This window comes from Natronococcus sp. A-GB1 (assembly GCF_029688845.1).
GTDB lineage: Archaea > Halobacteriota > Halobacteria > Halobacteriales > Natrialbaceae > Natronococcus.
The window spans coordinates 134565-152548 of the sequence record NZ_JARUKW010000004.1 but is presented as its reverse complement, the minus strand read 5'-3'; the positions used below and the strand labels follow the sequence as shown (position 1 = coordinate 152548).

The 17984-nt window shown below is 67.9% G+C and carries 18 protein-coding genes; 12 read left to right on the top strand and 6 right to left on the bottom strand.

Going from position 1 to position 17984, the window contains the following annotated elements; translation table 11 throughout:
- Window positions 1-12: 12 nt before the first annotated feature.
- From QA600_RS06525 to QA600_RS06515, 3 genes are all read left to right on the top strand, one after another.
- Window positions 13-240, top strand: coding sequence for a hypothetical protein (locus tag QA600_RS06525; protein WP_005556828.1), 228 nt, complete (start codon window positions 13-15; stop codon window positions 238-240).
- A 78-nt stretch (window positions 241-318) separates the two neighbouring features.
- The gene (locus tag QA600_RS06520; protein WP_278291147.1) at window positions 319-1578 is read left to right on the top strand and encodes a lactate racemase domain-containing protein; all 1260 of its coding nucleotides are present in this window, start codon (window positions 319-321) and stop codon (window positions 1576-1578) included.
- A gap of 66 nt (window positions 1579-1644) precedes the next feature.
- Window positions 1645-2784, top strand: a complete 1140-nt coding sequence (locus QA600_RS06515; protein WP_278291146.1) for an ion channel — start codon at window positions 1645-1647, stop codon at window positions 2782-2784.
- Here QA600_RS06515 and QA600_RS06510 read toward each other — a convergent pair.
- Window positions 2748-3758 carry an AIR synthase family protein gene (locus QA600_RS06510; RefSeq protein WP_278291145.1) on the bottom strand — a complete coding sequence of 337 codons (1011 nt, stop codon included), beginning with the start codon at window positions 3756-3758 and terminating at the stop codon, window positions 2748-2750. The two genes, QA600_RS06515 and QA600_RS06510, sit on opposite strands and share 37 nt — an antisense overlap.
- Before the next feature lie 79 nt (window positions 3759-3837).
- A complete protein-coding gene (locus QA600_RS06505) occupies window positions 3838-4248 on the bottom strand; it encodes a low molecular weight phosphatase family protein (protein ID WP_278291144.1) in 411 nt (136 codons plus the stop codon).
- A 95-nt stretch (window positions 4249-4343) separates the two neighbouring features.
- Between QA600_RS06505 and QA600_RS06500 the strand changes: the two genes are divergently transcribed.
- Window positions 4344-5336 carry an arsenic resistance protein gene (locus QA600_RS06500; protein WP_278291143.1) on the top strand — a complete coding sequence of 331 codons (993 nt, stop codon included), beginning with the start codon at window positions 4344-4346 and terminating at the stop codon, window positions 5334-5336.
- Window positions 5337-5384: 48 nt separating this feature from the next.
- On the opposite strand, the gene QA600_RS06495 is transcribed toward QA600_RS06500, so the two are convergent.
- Together QA600_RS06495 and QA600_RS06490 are read right to left on the bottom strand one after the other, a co-directional pair.
- Entirely contained in the window at window positions 5385-6392 is a 1008-nt protein-coding gene (locus tag QA600_RS06495) for a TIGR04024 family LLM class F420-dependent oxidoreductase (protein ID WP_278291142.1), read from the bottom strand.
- On the bottom strand, window positions 6389-7165 hold the full coding sequence (locus tag QA600_RS06490; RefSeq protein WP_278291141.1) for a glucose 1-dehydrogenase: 777 nt from the start codon (window positions 7163-7165) through the stop codon (window positions 6389-6391). Before QA600_RS06490 ends, QA600_RS06495 begins: the two co-directional genes overlap by 4 nt.
- Before the next feature lie 162 nt (window positions 7166-7327).
- On the opposite strand from QA600_RS06490, the gene QA600_RS06485 reads away from it, so the two are divergent.
- The 3 genes from QA600_RS06485 to QA600_RS06475 all read left to right on the top strand — a co-directional run bounded on the left by QA600_RS06485 (window position 7328) and on the right by QA600_RS06475 (window position 10550).
- Window positions 7328-8512 (top strand): lactate 2-monooxygenase, encoded by a 1185-nt coding sequence (locus QA600_RS06485; RefSeq protein ID WP_278291140.1) that lies wholly within the window; start codon window positions 7328-7330, stop codon window positions 8510-8512.
- Window positions 8509-9243, top strand: a complete 735-nt coding sequence (locus QA600_RS06480; protein ID WP_278291139.1) for an HAD family hydrolase — start codon at window positions 8509-8511, stop codon at window positions 9241-9243. Before QA600_RS06485 ends, QA600_RS06480 begins: the two co-directional genes overlap by 4 nt.
- Window positions 9244-9428: 185 nt before the next feature.
- On the top strand, window positions 9429-10550 hold the full coding sequence (locus QA600_RS06475) for a GNAT family N-acetyltransferase (protein WP_278291234.1): 1122 nt from the start codon (window positions 9429-9431) through the stop codon (window positions 10548-10550).
- 15 nt (window positions 10551-10565) lie between these two features.
- Here the strand turns inward: QA600_RS06475 and QA600_RS06470 are convergent, their stop codons facing one another.
- A complete protein-coding gene (locus QA600_RS06470; protein ID WP_278291138.1) occupies window positions 10566-11780 on the bottom strand; it encodes an acyl-CoA dehydrogenase family protein in 1215 nt (404 codons plus the stop codon).
- Window positions 11781-11935: 155 nt separating this feature from the next.
- On the opposite strand from QA600_RS06470, the gene QA600_RS06465 reads away from it, so the two are divergent.
- From QA600_RS06465 to QA600_RS06450, 4 genes are all read left to right on the top strand, one after another.
- The gene (locus tag QA600_RS06465) at window positions 11936-13045 is read left to right on the top strand and encodes a phosphotransferase family protein (protein ID WP_278291137.1); all 1110 of its coding nucleotides are present in this window, start codon (window positions 11936-11938) and stop codon (window positions 13043-13045) included.
- Window positions 13045-13497 (top strand): MaoC family dehydratase, encoded by a 453-nt coding sequence (locus QA600_RS06460; RefSeq protein WP_278291136.1) that lies wholly within the window; start codon window positions 13045-13047, stop codon window positions 13495-13497. Before QA600_RS06465 ends, QA600_RS06460 begins: the two co-directional genes overlap by 1 nt.
- A gap of 117 nt (window positions 13498-13614) precedes the next feature.
- Window positions 13615-15576 (top strand): 3-hydroxyacyl-CoA dehydrogenase NAD-binding domain-containing protein, encoded by a 1962-nt coding sequence (locus QA600_RS06455; protein WP_278291135.1) that lies wholly within the window; start codon window positions 13615-13617, stop codon window positions 15574-15576.
- A complete protein-coding gene (locus tag QA600_RS06450) occupies window positions 15577-16035 on the top strand; it encodes a MaoC/PaaZ C-terminal domain-containing protein (protein ID WP_278291134.1) in 459 nt (152 codons plus the stop codon).
- Window positions 16036-16041: 6 nt separating this feature from the next.
- Here the strand turns inward: QA600_RS06450 and QA600_RS06445 are convergent, their stop codons facing one another.
- Window positions 16042-16434: a hypothetical protein gene (locus QA600_RS06445; RefSeq protein WP_278291133.1), complete on the bottom strand. Its 393-nt coding sequence runs from the start codon at window positions 16432-16434 to the stop codon at window positions 16042-16044.
- 170 nt (window positions 16435-16604) lie between these two features.
- Between QA600_RS06445 and QA600_RS06440 the strand changes: the two genes are divergently transcribed.
- A complete protein-coding gene (locus QA600_RS06440) occupies window positions 16605-17978 on the top strand; it encodes a polysaccharide deacetylase family protein (protein WP_278291132.1) in 1374 nt (457 codons plus the stop codon).
- Window positions 17979-17984: the final 6 nt, after the last annotated feature.

The following is a 17984-nucleotide window of genomic DNA, read 5'->3' as shown; positions in this document are numbered from 1 at the left end:
GCAAGTTCGGGTATGTCAGAGGAGGTTCCGGTACACACGAACGATATCCTGGTCCTCATCGTCGTCTCGATACTCGGCGGATTCCTGCTCGCGGCCTGGACCCTGCCGCCCGCGCTCGCGTTCGACTTCGCGGTCTCGGTGCTGGCGGGAACGGTCCTGATGGCGTTCCTGCTCTTCATTCCGGTGATGGGCGTCCGACTGTTCATCGACGACTACCGCGACGACGGATCGTCGGGGTAGCCACGACCGTCGCCTTCGGCCGATCGGCGGAGTGGCTGACCGAGGTGAATTTTTGTCGCTCCGCTTCGAACGTGGTTCGTGAACGTTCCACTCGGAGGCGGGTCGATCGACGTCTCCCTCCCCGACTGCGACGTGACGGTCGCCGAACCGCCGGGCGGCGAGAGTGTCGACGTCAGATCGGCCGCCCGGCGAGCGCTCGAGGAGCCGCTCGGAGCACCGCTCGCCGAGCGGATCGACGCGAGCGACGACGTCGCGATCGTCGTCACCGACATGACGCGGGAGGCGCCCGACGACGTTCTGCTCGAGGTCCTCCTCGAGCGCCTCGCCGACCTCGGCGTTGCCCGCGAACAGGTGACCGTCGTCGTCGGACTCGGCCTCCACCGTCCGATGACCGACGCGGAGCTCGAGTCGATGCTCGGCCCGCACGCCGACCTGGCTGTGAACCACAATCCGGAGTCGGTCGTCGAGGTCGGAACGGTCGGCGGGAGCGAAGTGTACGGTGCTTCGGGCAACGCGAGCGACGGCGTCCCCGTCGAAATCGGACTCCCGGTCGCGAACGCAGACGCGGTCCTCTCGACGGGCGTCGTCGAACCCCACCAGTACGCCGGCTTCAGCGGCGGCGCGAAGACGGTCGTTATCGGCGCAGGTGGCGAGTCGCTGATCCGCCACACGCACGGCCCGGAGACGCTCGCCCGCGAGGGCGTTCGCCTCGGACGGCTCGAGGGGAACCCGTTTCGCGAACTGCTCGACGAGGCGGGCGATCTCGTCGGGATCGACCTCTCGCTCAACCTGACCCACGGTCCGACCGGGGTCCTCGGCGTCCGGGCCGGCGACGGCAGGCGGATCGTCCGGGAGCTGGCGACGGTGGCTCGAGACGCCCGGTCGGTCCCGGTCGAACGCGAGTACGACGCCGTCGTCTGCGGGGTCGGCGCGCCGAAGGACGCGAACCTCTACCAGGCGACTCGCAGCGCGACCTACGTCGCTCTCGGGGACCGAAACCCGCTGCGGGAGGGCGGCAGGCTGGTCGTTCCCGCGGCGCTTCCGGAGGGCGCAGGAGAGGGGACCGGCGAGCGACGGTTCTCCCGTCGGCTGCGCGAGGCCGACGACGCCGAGTCGTTGTACGGAGAGCTGCGCGAGGGGTACGACCCTGGCGCCCAGCGGGCGTTCGTCGTCGCTCGCGTCCTGTGCGAACACGAGATCGTCGTGACGAACAGCGAGGCGCCCGACGTCGTCGAGGAGTGTCTGATGCGCGCCGAACCCGACGTGTGCGACGCCGTCGAGCCCGGAAGCGACGTCCTCGTCGTTCCCGACGCCCTGAACACGCTGCTCGTCGCTTGATCTCGAGCCGACGGCGGCCTGCGAACGCGGATCTAGCTTTACCCCGCTCGAGGTGGTGCGAGCGGTATGTTCGACCCTCTTAGCTACCGACCGACCGGTCGCGTCGCCGTTCGGATCGTTGCCGCGATCGCGCTCGTCTCCGTCGCGACCGGGATCCTCTCGATCCTCACGGATCCCACCCTCGAGGCAGCGGGGCCGCTCGCGGATCTCCAGGCCACGGCCGAGTTCAGCGGGACCGTCGTCGGGTTCGCGCTGCTCGTCGCCGCCTGGGGTATGCGTCGGGGCTACCGCATCGCCTACCTCACGGCCGGGGCGCTCGTCCTGCTCGCGGCCGCTCACGGGGTCGTCCAGCTTCGCCTCCTGTCGGTGCCCCTGATCGTGCTCTCGATCGGCGGGCTCGCGGTTCTGGCGCTGACCAGTACCCGGTTTACGCGCTCGAGTCGGCTCGACCTCTCGCCGACCCAGTTCGGGTCGTTCGTCGCCATCGTCGGCGTCTTCTGTTACGGCGTCGCGGGCGCGTACACGCTCCGGAACGGGTTCGCCGAACTCGAGACCGTCGTCGACGCCGTCTACTTCACGCTCGCCACGGCGAGTACGGTCGGCTACGGTGACATCCACCCGACGACGGAGGCGGCGCGGCTGTTCGCCGTCTCGCTGCTCCTGCTCGGGCCGACGACGGTCGCGGTCGCCGTCGGCAGCCTGTTCGGCCCGGCCATCGAAACGCGACTCGCCAGGACCGGTCGTCGAGTGACGAACCATCATCCCTCCGACACCGACCGCGTCGCCGTCCTCGGACTCGACGAGATAACCGTCGCCGCGGTCGAACGGCTCGCCGATCGGACTGCGGTAACCGTAACGGTCGCGGCGAGCGACGAGAAGCGTCTGCAGGGGCTCCCTGACTCGGTCGAGGGAGTTGTCGGCGAGCCGACGGCCGACGAGACGCTCGAGCGGGTCGACCTCGGCGCGTGCGATGCGGTGGTGCTCGCCGCGAGCGAAGAGCCGGCGCTCGCGTCCGTCGCACGGGCCACGACGGACGCTCGCGTGATCGCGATCGCAGGCGGGTCGACAGCTCCGGACCTCGAGGGTCGAGCCGACGCCGTGATCGATCCGCTAGCGGTCGCGGCCGACGCGACGACGGCTGCGACGCTCGGCGAGTCCGACGCCGCGGCTCAGTCGTCGGCGTCGGCGGCCTCCCACAGCGGGTAGAGATCGTCCTCGATCGGCTCGGTGATCGTCTCGGAGCCGAGCTCGAGGGCGAACTCGTCGCCCTCGTCGTCGCTCAGCCCCGCCTCCTCGACCGTTCCGATCGCTGCGGCCTCGAGCCCGGCGGACTCGAGTTCCGCGAGACAGTCGTCGAGCGCGTCGGCGGGAACGGTCGCGAGCAGGGCGCCGGAGCCGAAGATCCGGAACGGGTCGACGTCCGCTGCCGTACACAGTGTCTCGGTTTCCGGCCGGATCGGAACCGCGTCGCGGTCGACTGCGAGTCGAACCCCGGAGGCGCGGGCAACCTCGAGCAGCCCCGCCGCGACGCCGCCCTCCGTGGGGTCGTGCATCGCGGTCGCGTACTCCCGCAGGACGCGACCGTCGGGAACGACGCTGATCTCCTCGAGGAAGTCGACTGCGCGCTCACGGACGGCGGCGTCGACCCCCAGTTCGTCGCCGAAGTCAGCCGCCAGAATGGCCGTACCCTCGATCCCCGCGGCCTTCGTGATGACGATCCGGTCGCCGGGCTCGGCGCCCCCGGTCGGGACGAAGGCGTCGGTCGATCCCATCGCGGTCAGCGAGACCAGCGGGCGCTCGAGCTGGTCGACGTACTCCGAGTGGCCGCCGACGATCGACGCGCCGACCTCGCGGGCCGCGGCGTCGATATCGGCCGTGATCTCCTCGAGGGGCGACGCCTCGTCGGGCAGCAGGATGACGGTTGTGAGCCAGCGCGGGTCGGCGCCGGATGCGGCGACGTCGTTACAGGCGACGTGGACGCCGAGACGGCCGACCTGGGAGGCCGCGAGCGAGATCGGATCGGAGCTGACAACGAGCGTGCTCTCGCCCTCGGGCCAGGCGATCGCCGCGGCGTCCTCGCCGTCGGCGGGACCCTGGATCACGGACTCGTCGTCGCTCGCGGTCCCCGTGCGACCGAACACGTGCTCGAGCAGTTCCGCCGGCGGTACCTTTCCGGGCATACCACGAACTGGGCGGATCGGCGGTTTGTAGCTGTCGGCAGCGATCGGTCCGTTCTCCGGCACCGTTTCGAGGCGCGAGTCAGGCCGCTCGCTCGAGGTCGTCGAACAGCGCCGTTACGCGGCGCTCGATCTCGTCACGCTGCTCGCGGGTGTCCTCGATCCCGTCGCCGTGTGACTCGAGCGACCAGATCCGGACTTCGCCGTCCCAGTCCTCGGGGACGAACTCCGCGGCCGAACAGCCCATCGTCACGACGGTGTCGGCGTCGGCCACGTCGTCCGACTCGATCCGTCGCGGCGTCCGGCCGCCGACGTCGAGGCCGTCCTCCTCGAGGGCCTCGAGGGCGTCCTCGCTGATCGACACCTTGGGATCGGTGCCGCCGGTGACGAGTTCGACGTCGAGTCCGCGTCGATCCCGCTCCCGTTCGGCGTAGGCGGTCGCCATCTGACTACGGCCCGCGTTTCCGACGCAGGCGAACGCGATTTTCGTCATCGACCGTCCTACACCCGCGACCCTTACCAGTATTTGCCCGGCGAGCCCGAGTCGGAATCCCAACCCATTCCGCCTCTCCCGCTAAACCGATCACCGTGAACGCCCTCGAGAAGTATCAGACCGCCGTGGTCCTCGCGGCGATCGTCGTCGGGCTCGCGCTCGGCCAGCTCGAGGGCGTTCCCGCCGTCGCCGACGCGCTCATCCTCCCCTTCCTGATGGTGATGCTGTTCGGCGCGTTCGCCGGGATGCCGCTGTCGAAACTCAAATCTGCCTTCGGCAACCGGCGGGTCGCCGGCTCGAGCCTGCTCGTGAACTTCGTCTGGAACCCGCTGTTCGCGGTCGGGCTTGGCGCGATCTTCCTCCGTGATCACCCCGCGCTGTGGGTGGGACTGATCATGCTCATGGTAACGCCGTGTACCGACTGGTACCTGATCTTCACCGACATCGCCGACGGCGACGTCCCGCTGGCGACGTCGATCCTGCCCTACAACCTCGTGTTGCAGCTCGTCTTGCTGCCCGTCTACCTCTACGTCTTCGCGGGCGAGCTCGTCGAGCTGCCGCTCGAGTTGCTGCTCGAGAGCGTTGTTCTCGTGTTGGTCGTCCCGCTCGTCCTCGCCGGTATCGCCCGGAAGGGGCTGATCCGCTGGCGGGGCGATCAGTGGTTCAGGCGGGCATTCCTGCCGAAACTCGGTCCCGTACAGATCGTCTTCCTCAGCCTCGCCATCGGAGCGATGTTCGCCTCGCAGGGTCAGGCGGTCCTCGAGAACCCCGGACTGCTCGCGCTGCTTGCGGTTCCGGTGGTCGCCTTCTACGCGCTCAACCTCGCCATCGGGTTCGGCATCGGCCGCGTCCTCTCGTTCTCCTACGGCGAGATGGTCTGTTTCAACAACACGATCCTCTCGCGGAACTCGCCGACGGCGCTGGCGATCGCCGTCGTCGCCTTCCCCCACGAGCCGCTGATCCCGCTGGCGCTGGTTATCGGGCCGCTGCTCGAGCTCCCGCTATTGGGGCTGATCGCACAGATCCACACGGGGATCGAAGATCGGGACTGGTGGCCGATCGAATCGTCGATTCTCGAGAGAAACTGAAAACCGTGACACGCGGATTCGCCCGTTCGTCGTCCGTCTCCGGACCGGTCAGCTCTCCGAGGCGGGAGCCACCGCGTCCATCGTCGCCTCGATCTCGCTCTCTTCGGCACCCCGCGGGAAGCTGACCGCGACGGCGTCGATCCCGTCGGCGGTCTCGAACCGCTCGAGTCGCTCTCGAGCCGTCTCGGAATCACCGACGGCACAGAGGTCGTCGAGCAACTCGTCGGAGACCCCCTCGAGTGCCCGTTCCCGGTCGCCCTCCTGCCAGGCGTCGTGGATCGTCTCGGCCTCGTCGTACCCCTGGCGCTCGAGGGCGTCGCGGTAGAACGTTCCCATCCCGCCGACGTAGAACGCGACGTGCTGGCGGGCGAGTTCCCGGGCGCGTTCTTCGTCCTCGAGCGCACAGCAGGTGACCCCAACGGTGACCGCGACGTCCGCTGGATCTCGATCACCGAGGCCGGCGCCGCGCTCGAGATCCGCGAGCCGATCCCGAACGCCGTCGGGAGTGAGCATGATCCCGTGCCAGCCGTCGGCGAACCGGCCCGCGAGTTCGACCGCCTTCGGTCCCATCCCGGTTACCTCGACGGGCGGGGCGGGATCGGGCGCTCCACAGCGGAGCCGAAAGCCCGACAGCGAGAACTCGTCGCCGTCGTAGTCGACGGGCTCACCCGACAGCACCTGCCGGACGATCTCGACGGTCTCGCGGGTCCGCTTGAGTGGGTTCCCGTACTCGAGGCCGTGCCAGTTCTCGATCACGACGGGGCCGCTGGGGCCGATCCCGAGCCGGAACCGACCGTTACTGGCCTCCTGGAGCGTCGCGGCGGTCTGGCCCAGCAGGGCGGGCGACCGGGAGTAGGCGTTGACGATGCTGGTGCCGAGGTCGACCTCGTCGGTTCGCTCGGCGATCGTCGAAAGCACCGTCACCGCGTCCCGGCCCCAGGTTTCGGGCAGCCAGACGCAGTCGTAGCCGCCGTCCTCGGCCCGTCCGGCGTAGTCGGCCAGCGAGTCGACGCTCGGCTGGGCCGCGACGGGCAGGTGGACGTCCCGGTCGGTCATATCTCGGGGGACTCCTCGACGCGCGGAACCCCCTGTGCGGTGATCGTCTCGCCGACGATATAGGAGGAGGCGGGGCTCGCGAGGAACTGCGCGAGGTCGGCGATCTCGTCGACGGTGCCCATCCGCCGTTTTACCTCCGTTCGGTCGACCTCGTCGGCCGAGATCCCCATCTGATTTTCGACGCCCTTCGTCGCGACGAAGCCTGGCGCGATGCAGTTGACCCGCACTCCCTCAGAGGCCCACTCGTAGGACAGCGTCGTCGTCAGGTTCACGACCGCGGCCTTCGCGGCGCCGTAGTGGCTCATGTACGGCGAGCCCAGCTGGCCCGCGACGCTGGCGAGGTTGATCACGATCCCGCCGCCGTCTTTGAGCTGTTCGGCGGCGGCCTGGGTGCAGTGGTAGGTGCCGTGGACGTTGATGTCGACGATCGTCTTCCAGCCGTTTTCGGAGATGTCGTCGAAGCTCGCCATGAACGAGGCGCCCGCGTTGTTGACGAGAACGTCAAGTCCGCCGAACTCCTCGACGGTCGCCTCGACCAGCGCGTCGACGGCATCTCGATCGGTAACGTCGCACTCGACGGGCAGGGCTGATCCGGGGCGGTCGCTCTCCTCGATCTCCTCGGCCACGGGATCGACGTTCTCCTGCTCGCGCGAGCAGATCACCACGTCGACCCCGTCGTCGGCGAACCCCTTCGCGATCGCCGCGCCGATGCCGCTCGAGGCGCCGGTGACGATCGCGACGTCGCCGTCGACGCCGAACTGATCGGTGCTCATCGGAAGTCACCCGCTGCGAGTGTGATTACCATTGTTAGATCCAGTAGGCTATATGAAGACGCTGTTAATAAAGATGGGTACAACCCCCGCATCGTTAAGGGTGTCGAGGAGAATCGTCACCAGTACGCACACCCGAGCGACGCTCGTCGTTTCCACACTACTATGACAGGCGAAGACACCAACTACGGGCCGGATCGACAGGAGACAGTGTACCGACAGGGAATGCTCGAGGGCGAGCCGCCCGAGTTCCCGGTGGCTTACGAGGGCCTCGAGGAGCGCGCCCGCGAGGAACTCGACGAGAAGGCGTTCGCCTACGTCGCCGGCGGCGCGGGTTCCGAGTCGACCGTCGAGGCGAACGACCGCGCCTTCGACGCCTGGCAGATCGTCCCGCGGATCCTGCAGGACGTCTCCGATCGCGACCTCTCGGTCGAACTGTTCGGCAGCGAGCTCTCCGCACCCGTCCTGCTCGCGCCGATCGGCGTCCAGGGGATCCTCCACGACGAGGCCGAACTCGCGGTCGCCCGCGCGGCGAACGTCGTCGGGGTGCCGATGATCTCGAGCTCCGTCTCGTCGTACACGATGGAGGAGATCGCCGACCAACTCGAGACGACCGGCTGGTTCCAGCTCTACTGGAGCGCCGACCGCGACGTGGCCGCGAGCTTTCTCGAGCGCGCCGAAGATGCGGGGTTCGAGGCGATCGTCGTCACCCTCGACACGCCGAAGATGGGCTGGCGCGAACGCGACATCGAACTCGCCTACCTCCCCTTCCTCGAGGGCCAGGGGATCAGGAACTACTTCGAGGACGACGCCTTCTGCGACCGCCTCGAGACCGACGATCCGTGGGCCGACCCCGAGGCCTCCCTCGAGTCGTTTACCGACTGCTTCGGCGACGCCTCGCTCACCTGGGACGACCTCTCGTTCCTGCGCGAGCATACGGATCTGCCGATCGTCCTCAAAGGCGTGCTCCACCCCGACGACGCCAGCCGCGCCGTCGAGCACGGCGTCGACGGCCTGATCGTCTCGAACCACGGCGGTCGTCAGGTCGACGGCGCGATCCCAGCGCTCGAGGCCCTTCCCGAGATCGCCGAGGCCGTCGGCGACGACGTCCCCGTGCTGTTCGACAGCGGAATTCGCCGGGGCAGCGACGCCATCCGGGCGATCGCGCTCGGTGCCGACGCCGTCCTGCTCGGGCGACCGTACGCCTACGGGCTCGGCATCGGCGGCGCCGACGGCGTCGAGGCCGTGCTGCGAAACTTCCTCGCCGATCTCGACCTCACCGTCGGGCTCTCGGGCCGGGCGAGCGTCGACGAACTCGACAGATCGACGATCCGACGGGCCGAACGATGAGTCGGGGTTCACACGACGGCGCCGGCGATCCGGACGCAGTCGAGGAGTGGGAGGCCGTCTTCTGGGATATCGGCGGCGTCATCCTCGACCTCGAGTCGGTCCGGACCGCCCACACCGCGTTCGTCGCGGAGCTCCTCGAGCGCCGCGCGGTCGACGCGACGATCGAGGAGGCGCTCGCGACCTGGCGCTCTGCGGTCGGCGACCACTTCCGCGGGCGCGAGGGGACGGAGTTCCGGGCCGCCCGCGACGGCTACCGGAAGGGCGTCGAGGCGGTCGTCGGCGACCCGGTTCCTCGCGAGGAATGGGAGCCGGCGTTTCGGGCGGCTGCCGGGGAGTCGATCGAACCCGTTCCCGGCGCCGTGGAGACGATCGAGCGGCTGACCGACCGGGAGCTTCACGTCGGCGTCGTCAGCGACGTCGACGACGACGAAGGGAAGTGGATGCTCGAGCGCTTCGGCGTCCGCGAGCGGTTCGACTCGATCACGACCTCCGAGGAGGTCGGCCGAACGAAGCCCGATCCCGCGATGTTCGAGACGGCCCTCGAGAAGGCGGGCGTCCCGGCCGAACGATCGCTGATGATCGGCGACCGGTACGACCACGACGTCCGCGGGGCCGACGAGGCGGGACTGCACGGAGTCGCCTTCGGCGCCGAGGACGGTCCCGCCGTTGCCTACCGAATCGAGTCACCGCTCGAGATCCTCGAGATCGTCGACGGAGAGCGAGATGCCTGACGGATCAGGGAGGCGATCCCGCTCGAAAACGTGTACGCGTATATGACGTCGATCGACTCGAGAAGTTCTCTATCCCGTAAATTCCGGCGTATTCAGGCTCAAGAACTATCTACAAGTCCGGTGGAGAACGAACGTGATCGGTGGCGCGCTCGATCCCGGATGAACCGCGGTACAACCTCCACACCATGAAAACGGCCAGTCGACGGACGTCGCGGGTTACGATCCGGCAGTTCCAGCCCGGCGACCGAGAGGCGTTCCTCTCGCTGTACGAGCAGGTGTTCGGTCGCGGGCGATCGTCCGCCTGGTTCCGCTGGAAGTACGAGGACAACCCCTACGTCGACCACGTTCCGATCGTCGTCGCCGAGGACGACGGCAGACTCGTCGGCTGTCGCTCGCTGTTCGCCCAGGAGATGCGCGGCCACGGCACGGTCAGAACGGCGTTCCAGCCCTGCGATACGATGGTTCACGCCGACTACCGCAGGCGCGGGCTGTTCGACCGAATGAACGAACGGACCCTCGAGCGGTACGCCGAAAGCGGCCCCGCCTTCTTCTTCAATTTCCCGAACGAGGCCTCGAAGCGAGGAAATCTCAACCACGGCTGGCGGGAGATCGGCACCGTCCCGCTGTACTACCGAGTTCGGGATCCCGTCGGCGCCCTCGAGCGGTGGACCGACGGAACGGGAGCCAAAGCGCCGGTGCGAGCCGACGGACGCGCTGCGACCGCGGTCGCGAAATCGTTTGCGAGCCGGCTCGTTGAGGGTGCCCATCGAACGGGGGATCGGCTCCTGGCGCCCGACGCGGAGATCGCCCTCGAGCGCCACGAATCGTCGCCCGCCGAGGCGCTCGCGACGGCCTACCGACGATCGATTCCCGAGGCGATGCATACGAACCGAACGGCGACGTTCTTCCGCTGGCGGCTCGCCAACCCCGAACACGCGTACACGACGTACGTCGCGAGACGCGACGACGAGCCGGTGGCCGCGCTCGTCACCGCGGACGTCGACGACCGCGTCCGGATCGTCGAGACGGTCCCGCGAGCGCTCGAGGCCGAACGGGGGGCGCTCGAACGACTTCTCGTCGCCGCGCTCGCCGACCGCGAGCGCCGGGAGTTCGTCACGGCATTCGGCGAGACGCTGCCGAGACCGATTCGGTACCGGTTCTTTCCCGATACGCGGCCACCCCTCTCGACGGTGGTTCGGCCGTCGTCACGGACACTGCTCGCGCGGGATCTCGACGCCAGCGCCGCGGTCGAAAACAGCTCCATCGACGACTGGACGTTATCGCGGCTCGATCTCGACACGACCTGAGCGGACCCGCGGTCCTCAGCCGCGGAACCGCGTTACGGGGTCGAGCTCGCTCTCGTCGACGTCCTCGAAGGCGTCGCGAGCGATCACGCGCTTGTGAACCTCGTCGGCGCCGTCGACGAGCCGGAACGCGCGGACGTTCTCGTAGAAGTCCGCCAGCGGCAGGTCCTTGCCGATCCCGTTGGCGCCACAGCACTGGATCGAGAGATCGACGGCGTCCTGGACGACGTCGGCGGTGAAGACCTTCGCCATCGAGACCGGGACGCGGGCCTCCCGTCCCTCGCCGATCTCGCGGGCGGCGTGGCGGACCATCGTCCTGGCAGCGTGGAGCCGCGTCTCGGCGTCGGCGATCCCGTAGCGCAGGCTCTGTTTCTCCGAGAGCGCGCTGCCAAAGCCCTCGCGCTCGCTCGTGTAGGCCTTCGCGACCTCGAGCGAGCGCTGGGCCATCCCGGAAAAGCGCATGCAGTGGGTGAGCCGCGCGGGGCCGAGCCGTTTCTGGGCGATGGCGAAGCCGGCGTTTTCTTCGCCCAGCAGGTTCTCCTCGGGGATCCGCACGCCGTCGTAGACGATCTCGGCGTGGCTTGTTCCCGTCACCTCGCCGCCGACGTGGGGGATGTCGCGCTGGTACTCGACGCCGTCTGCGTCGCTCGGCACGAGGAAGATCGAACACCCCTCGTAGGGATGGGCGTCCTGATCGGTGCGGGCCATCACCAACAGGACGTCGGCCTCGCTGCCCTGAGTCGTCCACCACTTGTGGCCGTCGAGGACCCACTCGTCGCCCTCCTTTCGGGCTTCGGTCCGAATCATCTTCGGATCCGATCCCCCGCCCTGCATCGGCTCGGTCATCGAGAACCCCGAGTGGATCTCGGCCTCGACCAGCGGCTCGAGCCACCGTTCTTTCTGTTCGTCGGTGCCCGCCATCTCTAAGGTGTGCATGTTCCCCTCGTCGGGCGCGTCGACCCGCAGCGCTAGCGGGCCGAGCAGGCTGCGGCCCGCCTCCTCGAACGCCGGCAGGACGTCGCGGAACGCGAGGCCGAGTCCGCCGTACTCCTCGCTGACCTGCGGGGCGTACAGCCCGCGCTCGCGGGCCGCCTCGCGTAGCTCTTCGACTGTCTCCTCCGAGACGGGACCCTCGCCGAGGACCTCCCGCTCAGCGGGGATCACGTCCTCGTCGACGAACTCGCGAACGTCAGCGGCCAGCTCGCGCGCCCGATCGCTGTCGTGGTACTCCATACCCTAGCTACACGAACATTGTAAGATAAGGTTTCGGGCGTAACTATTTTCGTTAATCGGACCGCGGGTAGTACCATGCCGCATGCACCCACCCACTCGACGCAGTCGACGAATCGGGACGCCTCGACGGACCAGCGGGCCGATCCCCTCGAGCCATGACCGACACCTACTACGAGCGGCTGGTCGATGAGGACGCCCTGGCGGCCTACCTCGAGGAACAGCTGGGCGCCGTCGAGACCTACGAGATCGAGCGTCACCGGGAGGGCCACTCCAACGAGACGCTGCTTCTCACCTGGGGCGACCGCGATCTGGTGATCAGGCGACCGCCGCCGGGCGAGACGGCCGACACCGCCCACGACGTGCTCCGGGAGTACCGGGTGACGAAGGCGTTGATCGACACCGACGTCCCTATCCCCGAGCCGGTGCTCGCCTGCGAGGACCACGACGTCATCGGCAGCGACTTCTACGTGATGGAGCGACTCGCGGGCGATGTCCTCCGGGACGACGAACCCGACCGCTTCGCCGATCCCGGCTCGCGCGAGCGGATCGGCGAGGAGCTGGTCGACACGCTGGCGGCGATCCACGAGGTCGACTACGAGGCGGTCGGGCTCGAGGAGTTTGGCTATCCGCCGGGCTACACCGAGCGCCAGGTCGAACGCTGGGGCCAGCAGCTGATGTGGGCGTTCGAGACCACGGTCGAAGAGCGGGAGGTCCCGGACCTCTACGAGGTCGGCTCGTGGCTCCAGGAGAACGTTCCGGAGGAGCATCCGCACACGTTGGTTCACGGTGACTACAAGCTGGATAACGTGATGTATGGGCCAGCGGGACGCGACGCGTCCCGGGACGAGCGAGCGGACGACGTCCGCGAGCCGGCGACGCCGGAGCTCGTCGGGGTCTTCGACTGGGAGATGGCCACGCTGGGCGACCCCCGGGCCGACCTGGGGTGGATGCTGTCGTACTGGCGCGACCCCAAGGACCCCGAGCCGGCCGTGCCGGAGCTGACGGCGACGTTCATGGAGCGGGAGGGGTACCCGAGCCGGCTCGAGCTGGTCGAGCGCTGGGAGTCGAGGACCGGGTTCGAGTTCGCACACGAGCGGTTCTACCGCACGCTTGCGGTGTACAAGCTGGCGGCGCTCGGGGAGATGTTCTTCCGGCGCTACCTCGAGGGCAACAGTGACGATCCGATGTACCCGAAGATGGAGGAACGGGTGCCCGCGCTGGCCGCGCGCGCGGTGCGGATCATCGAGGGGGAGGAACCGCTCTGATGCGGTACTTCGAAGACGTCGAGGTCGGCGAGACCCACGAGTTCGGCGAGTACGAGGTGACCGAGGAGGAGGTCGTCGAGTTCGCCGAGCAGTACGATCCCCAGCCGTTCCACGTCGACAGGGAGGCCGCAGCCGACAGCATGTTCGGCGAGCTGGTCGCCTCGGGCTGGCACACCGCCGCGATGTCGATGCGGCTGCTCGTCGACGGTCCCGAGGGCGAGGAGGAGCGGGCGGCGATGGGATCGCCAGGCGTCGAGGAGCTGCGCTGGCACCAGCCCGTCAAACCCGGCGACACGCTCTCGGTGCGAACCGAGGTGCTCGAGAAGCGTCCCTCCGAGAGCCGTGAGGATCGGGGGTACGTGACGAGCCGGCTCGAGACGTACAACGAGGACGACGAGCTGGTGATGAGCTGGGTCGCGGACACGATCTATCGGCGACGAGACGCCGAGTAGTTACCACTGTACGCATCCGGGAGCTTTTCGCACTGGGCGTACACCAAAACCACACTATAGCTAACATTGGTAGCTTCGTTCGGTGGAGTTAAGCCCGTCCCGGCCGACCACACAACCATGTCAGACGACACCATCGACCGCGTTGCGGTCCTCGGCGCGGGGAACATGGGCCACGGAATCGCCGAGGTAACTGCGATGGCGGGCTACGACGTCGTCCTCCGGGATATCGAGCCCGAGTACGCCGAGGACGGTTACGAGTCGATTCGCTGGAGCCTCGAGAAACTCGAGGAGAAGGATCGCCTCGACGAGCCCGCCGACGCGATCCTCGCGCGAATCGAGATCACGACCGACCTCGAGGCAGCTGTCGCCGACGCGGATCTCGTGATCGAGGCCGCGCCGGAGAACTTCGAGCTGAAACAGGATATCTTCGCCGACCTCGAGCGCTACACGGACGAGGACGCCCTGCTGGCGACGAACACCTCGAGTCTACCGATCACGGACCTCGCAGAGGCGGTCGACACCCCCGAGCGCGTCCTCGGCCTGCACTTCTTCAACCCGCCGGTGAAGATGGACCTCGTCGAGGTCATCTACGGTCGGGAGACGAGCGACGAGGCGGCCGAGGCCGGCCACGACTGGGTCGAGTCGATCGACAAGACGCCGATCTACGTCCGCAAGGACGTGCGGGGCTTCGTCGTCAACACCATCGTCGGCCCGTTTATCGGCGAGGCCGCCTGGATGGTTTCGGAGGGCGACGCCGACGTTCGCCAGGCCGACGCAACGATGGTCCACGAGCGCGGCTACCCGATGGGGCCGTTCGAACTCGCCGACCTGACGGGGATCGACGTCGGCTACCACGTCCGCAAGGAGGCTGGCGACGATGTCCCCTCGATCATGGCCGAGAAGGTCGAGGCCGAAGAGCTGGGGAAGAAGACCGGAAAGGGGTTCTACGACTACGAGACGGATGACGGTCCCGACTACGAACCCGGCCAGGGGGAGGGGTTCGACACGCTGCAGGTCGAGGCCCGAATGATCAACCGCGCGGCGTACCTCGTCGGCGAGGACGTCGCGACCCCCGAGGCGATCGACATCGGCGTCCGCCTCGGCCTCGGTTTCCCCGAGGGGATCTGCCGTCGCGCGGACAAGATCGGTCTCGATAGGGTGCTCGAGAAACTCGAAGCGAAGTACGAGGAAACCGGCGACGATCGGTTCGAACCCCACCCGTACCTGCGCGAGCTCGTCGCGGCGGGGAAGACCGGCGAGGACGCCGGCGCGGGCTTTTACGAGTACGGCGACGGCGGCGCGAGCAACCTCGACTCCTACCGCTACCTGAACGCCGGGATCGATGACGGCGTCCTGCAGGTGGAGCTCGATCGTCCCGAGCGGATGAACGCTCTCTCGGCGGATCTGCTGGGCGAGATCGACGACCTCTTCTCGACGGTCGACACCGACGAGCTCCGGTGTGCGACGATCGAGGGCACCGGCGATCGGGCCTTCAGCGCAGGTGCCGACATCGGCGGCTTCGGATCACTCGAGCCCACCGACGCGATGGACGTGACGCCCGCCTTCGAGACGGTCAACGAGTTTCCGCGGCCCGTGCTGGCGAAGATCGACGGCTACTGCCTTGGCGCCGGCCTCGAGCTCGCGCTGGCCTGTGACCTTCGGATCGCGACGAAGCGGTCGTCGTTCGGCGCACCGGAGATCGGCCTTGGACTCATTCCGGGCGGTGGCGGTACACAGCGACTCATGCGCGTCCTCGGCGAGACGCGCGCGAAGGAACTGGTCTTCCGGGGCAACCACATCGATGCCGAGCGAGCCGCCGACTGGGGGCTCGCCAACCGCGCGGTCGACCGCGACGAGTTCGACGAGACGGTCGAGGCGTTCGTCGACGACCTGCGCGAGGGGCCGCCGCTTGGCCTCGAGGTGGCGAAGAAGGTGATGAACCGAGGCGAGGACGCCAGCCTCGAGGCGGCGCTGGCGATGGAAAGCCAGGGTTTCGGCCTGCTCATCGGCACCGACGACGTCCGCGAGGGGACCGCGGCGTTCGCCGAGGACCGCGAGCCGGAGTTCGAGGGCCGGTAGATGGGCGACGCGAACGACGACGGGGCCGTCAGGTTCGTGGATCTCGAGGTCGGCGACGAGACGATCACCCACTCGCGGACGCTCACCGAGGCCGACGTGCGCGAGTTCGCGGGGGTCAGCGGTGACTTCAACCCGCTGCACCTGAGCGAGAGCTACACGGCCGACCTGCCGTTCGGCGAGCCGATCGCTCACGGTGCCCTGCTGTTTGCCGTGACGACGGGGCTGCTCTGGCAACACCGTCACGAGCGACCCGAGACGGTCGCGTTCTACGGCGTCGACTCGCTGCGGTTTACCGAGCCCGTGACGATGGGAACGACGGTTCACGCGGAGTCCGAACTGATCGAGAAAGAGCCCCGCGACCACCCCGTGGGCAACGGCCTCGCCCGCTACGAGACGCGCCTCGTGACCGACGACGGGGCGGTCGCGCTCTCTTGTGAGTTGCTGACGCTCGTAAAGTAGCGGGTTTCAGCTGGTCTCGTCCGTTTCGTCCGCTGCGTCAGTGTCGTCCTCGCCGTCGACGTCGTCGAGTTCGTCCTCGGCGGCGTCGGCCTCGTCCTCGACCGACGACTGGACGTCGTCCATCTCGACGTCCGACTCGAGTTCGTCCCGGTCGATCGCATCCTCGAGGACCTCGGAATCGGTAACCGCGCCCATCCCGTCGTCCTCGACGGCGGATTCGATCGTCGTCGCGTCGATGGCCGAATCGACGTCGCCCGACTCCGATGCCGACTGTAGCGCCCGACGGACGGCGACGTATCCCGCCAGGGCAACCCCTCCGGAGGCGACGGCTCCCGGGATGCCGAAGCGTTTGTACCCGAACGTGACGGCCTTCTTCCCGACGGTGAATGCGCCAATCATAGCGCTTGTCGTAGCGTCGGCGGCGGGAAGAGGTCGGGGCTTTCGTGTGGAGGGGCGAATCGAGACCCTGGCTCGAGCCGGCCATGGGCTCCGAACCGCTTCGTCGGAGGGATTCGTCAGCAAGTCAGACAGAAGTATAAAGATAGTTGATGTTCAATTCAAATTATATTATGGTGGACCGACCGAACACTCGACGACGATTCCTCGCGCTGTCCGGAGCGACGATGGCCACCGGCCTGGCCGGCTGTTCCGACTCCGACACGTCCGAGGACGACGGCAATGGGACGAACGAGACGACGAACGGTGACGACGATCCACCGGAGGACGACACTGAAGACGAGGACGACGACAAATCCGAAGCCGAGGAGGAGGACGAAGACGAGGTCGAGTCCCCCGAACTCGCACTCGAGACCGAGTACGACAGCCGCGAGGAGTTCGGCCAGCCCGGGGAGGGGTTCGACGACTTCGAGGACGCCGAGGAGTGGGAAGTCGTTCGTGGCTCCGCCGAGCCCGACGAGGAGGTCGCGTTCGAGGGGTCACAGAGCCTCCGACTCTCCGCCGAGGACGGCGAGGACGTCATCGTCGAACGGGAGATCGAATCGACGGACCTCACCGACCGCGATCTCTCACTGGCCGTGCGGACGACCACCCCCGAGAACGTGGCGATCGATATCCGGCTCGTGGACGCTTCCGGCGGGTCGACCCACCACCAGCTCCGTTCGGTCTCCTACGGCGCCGACGACGTCGGCTGGTTCCGGACGAACCCGGGCGTCTTCGAGGACGGATCGGCGCCGCTCGAGCGCGACGCCGTCGAACGGATCCAGCTGCTCGTCTACAACACCGACGAGGCCGAGGTGTGGGTCGACGATCTCCGGGTTCACGACAGGCCCGAGACCGGGTACGTCGTGCTCTGCTGGGACGACGGGACGCCCGACTTCTACGATGCTGCGAGTCCGCTCCACGACGAGTACGGCGTCAACGCGGTCCAGTCGGCGGTTCGGCAGTGGACCCAGGGGTCCCGGGACGACGTCATGACTCTCGAGCAGCTACAGGAACGCCAGGAGGCCGGCGATCAGATCATCGCCCACGGGAGCCACGTCTTCCTCGAGGACCTCGAGGAGGACCAGCTCAGGGAGTCCCTCCAGGGCGACAAGCAGTGGGCCGTCGACAACGACCTGCAGGGCGGCCACTACATCACGTACCCGCACAACAGCTTCGACCAGACGGTCCTTGACGTCGCGTCGGACTACTACTACGCCGGCGGGTTCAACCAGGCCGGCGACGTCAACCTCACCGGCGTCTACGGCTTCGATCCGCTGGTGCTTCCGCGAACGATCGGCCACGACCTCGAGATTGCGATGCGGTGTGTCGATCTCGCCGCCGAACACCGCCAGTGTACGATCCTGAACTTCCACGCCTTCGATCTGGAGAACACGATGGGCGAAGCCGACTACGAGGATCTCCTGGAACACATCAATAGCGAGGACGGTATCGAGGTCGTCGATTTCGACGATCTCTGGCGGATGCGCCGCGAAGGACACTGACTCGAG

Coding starts and splice junctions, on each gene's coding strand:
- QA600_RS06485 (WP_278291140.1), top strand. CDS start 7,328: ATGACAGGCGAAGACACCAACTACGGGCCGGATCGACAGGAGACAGTG.
- QA600_RS06490 (WP_278291141.1), bottom strand. CDS start 7,165: ATGAGCACCGATCAGTTCGGCGTCGACGGCGACGTCGCGATCGTCACC.
- QA600_RS06510 (WP_278291145.1), bottom strand. CDS start 3,758: ATGCCCGGAAAGGTACCGCCGGCGGAACTGCTCGAGCACGTGTTCGGT.
- QA600_RS06450 (WP_278291134.1), top strand. CDS start 15,577: ATGGGCGACGCGAACGACGACGGGGCCGTCAGGTTCGTGGATCTCGAG.
- QA600_RS06470 (WP_278291138.1), bottom strand. CDS start 11,780: ATGGAGTACCACGACAGCGATCGGGCGCGCGAGCTGGCCGCTGACGTT.
- QA600_RS06440 (WP_278291132.1), top strand. CDS start 16,605: ATGGTGGACCGACCGAACACTCGACGACGATTCCTCGCGCTGTCCGGA.
- QA600_RS06515 (WP_278291146.1), top strand. CDS start 1,645: ATGTTCGACCCTCTTAGCTACCGACCGACCGGTCGCGTCGCCGTTCGG.
- QA600_RS06505 (WP_278291144.1), bottom strand. CDS start 4,248: ATGACGAAAATCGCGTTCGCCTGCGTCGGAAACGCGGGCCGTAGTCAG.
- QA600_RS06460 (WP_278291136.1), top strand. CDS start 13,045: ATGCGGTACTTCGAAGACGTCGAGGTCGGCGAGACCCACGAGTTCGGC.
- QA600_RS06445 (WP_278291133.1), bottom strand. CDS start 16,434: ATGATTGGCGCATTCACCGTCGGGAAGAAGGCCGTCACGTTCGGGTAC.
- QA600_RS06475 (WP_278291234.1), top strand. CDS start 9,429: ATGAAAACGGCCAGTCGACGGACGTCGCGGGTTACGATCCGGCAGTTC.
- QA600_RS06465 (WP_278291137.1), top strand. CDS start 11,936: ATGACCGACACCTACTACGAGCGGCTGGTCGATGAGGACGCCCTGGCG.
- QA600_RS06495 (WP_278291142.1), bottom strand. CDS start 6,392: ATGACCGACCGGGACGTCCACCTGCCCGTCGCGGCCCAGCCGAGCGTC.
- QA600_RS06455 (WP_278291135.1), top strand. CDS start 13,615: ATGTCAGACGACACCATCGACCGCGTTGCGGTCCTCGGCGCGGGGAAC.
- QA600_RS06525 (WP_005556828.1), top strand. CDS start 13: ATGTCAGAGGAGGTTCCGGTACACACGAACGATATCCTGGTCCTCATC.
- QA600_RS06480 (WP_278291139.1), top strand. CDS start 8,509: ATGAGTCGGGGTTCACACGACGGCGCCGGCGATCCGGACGCAGTCGAG.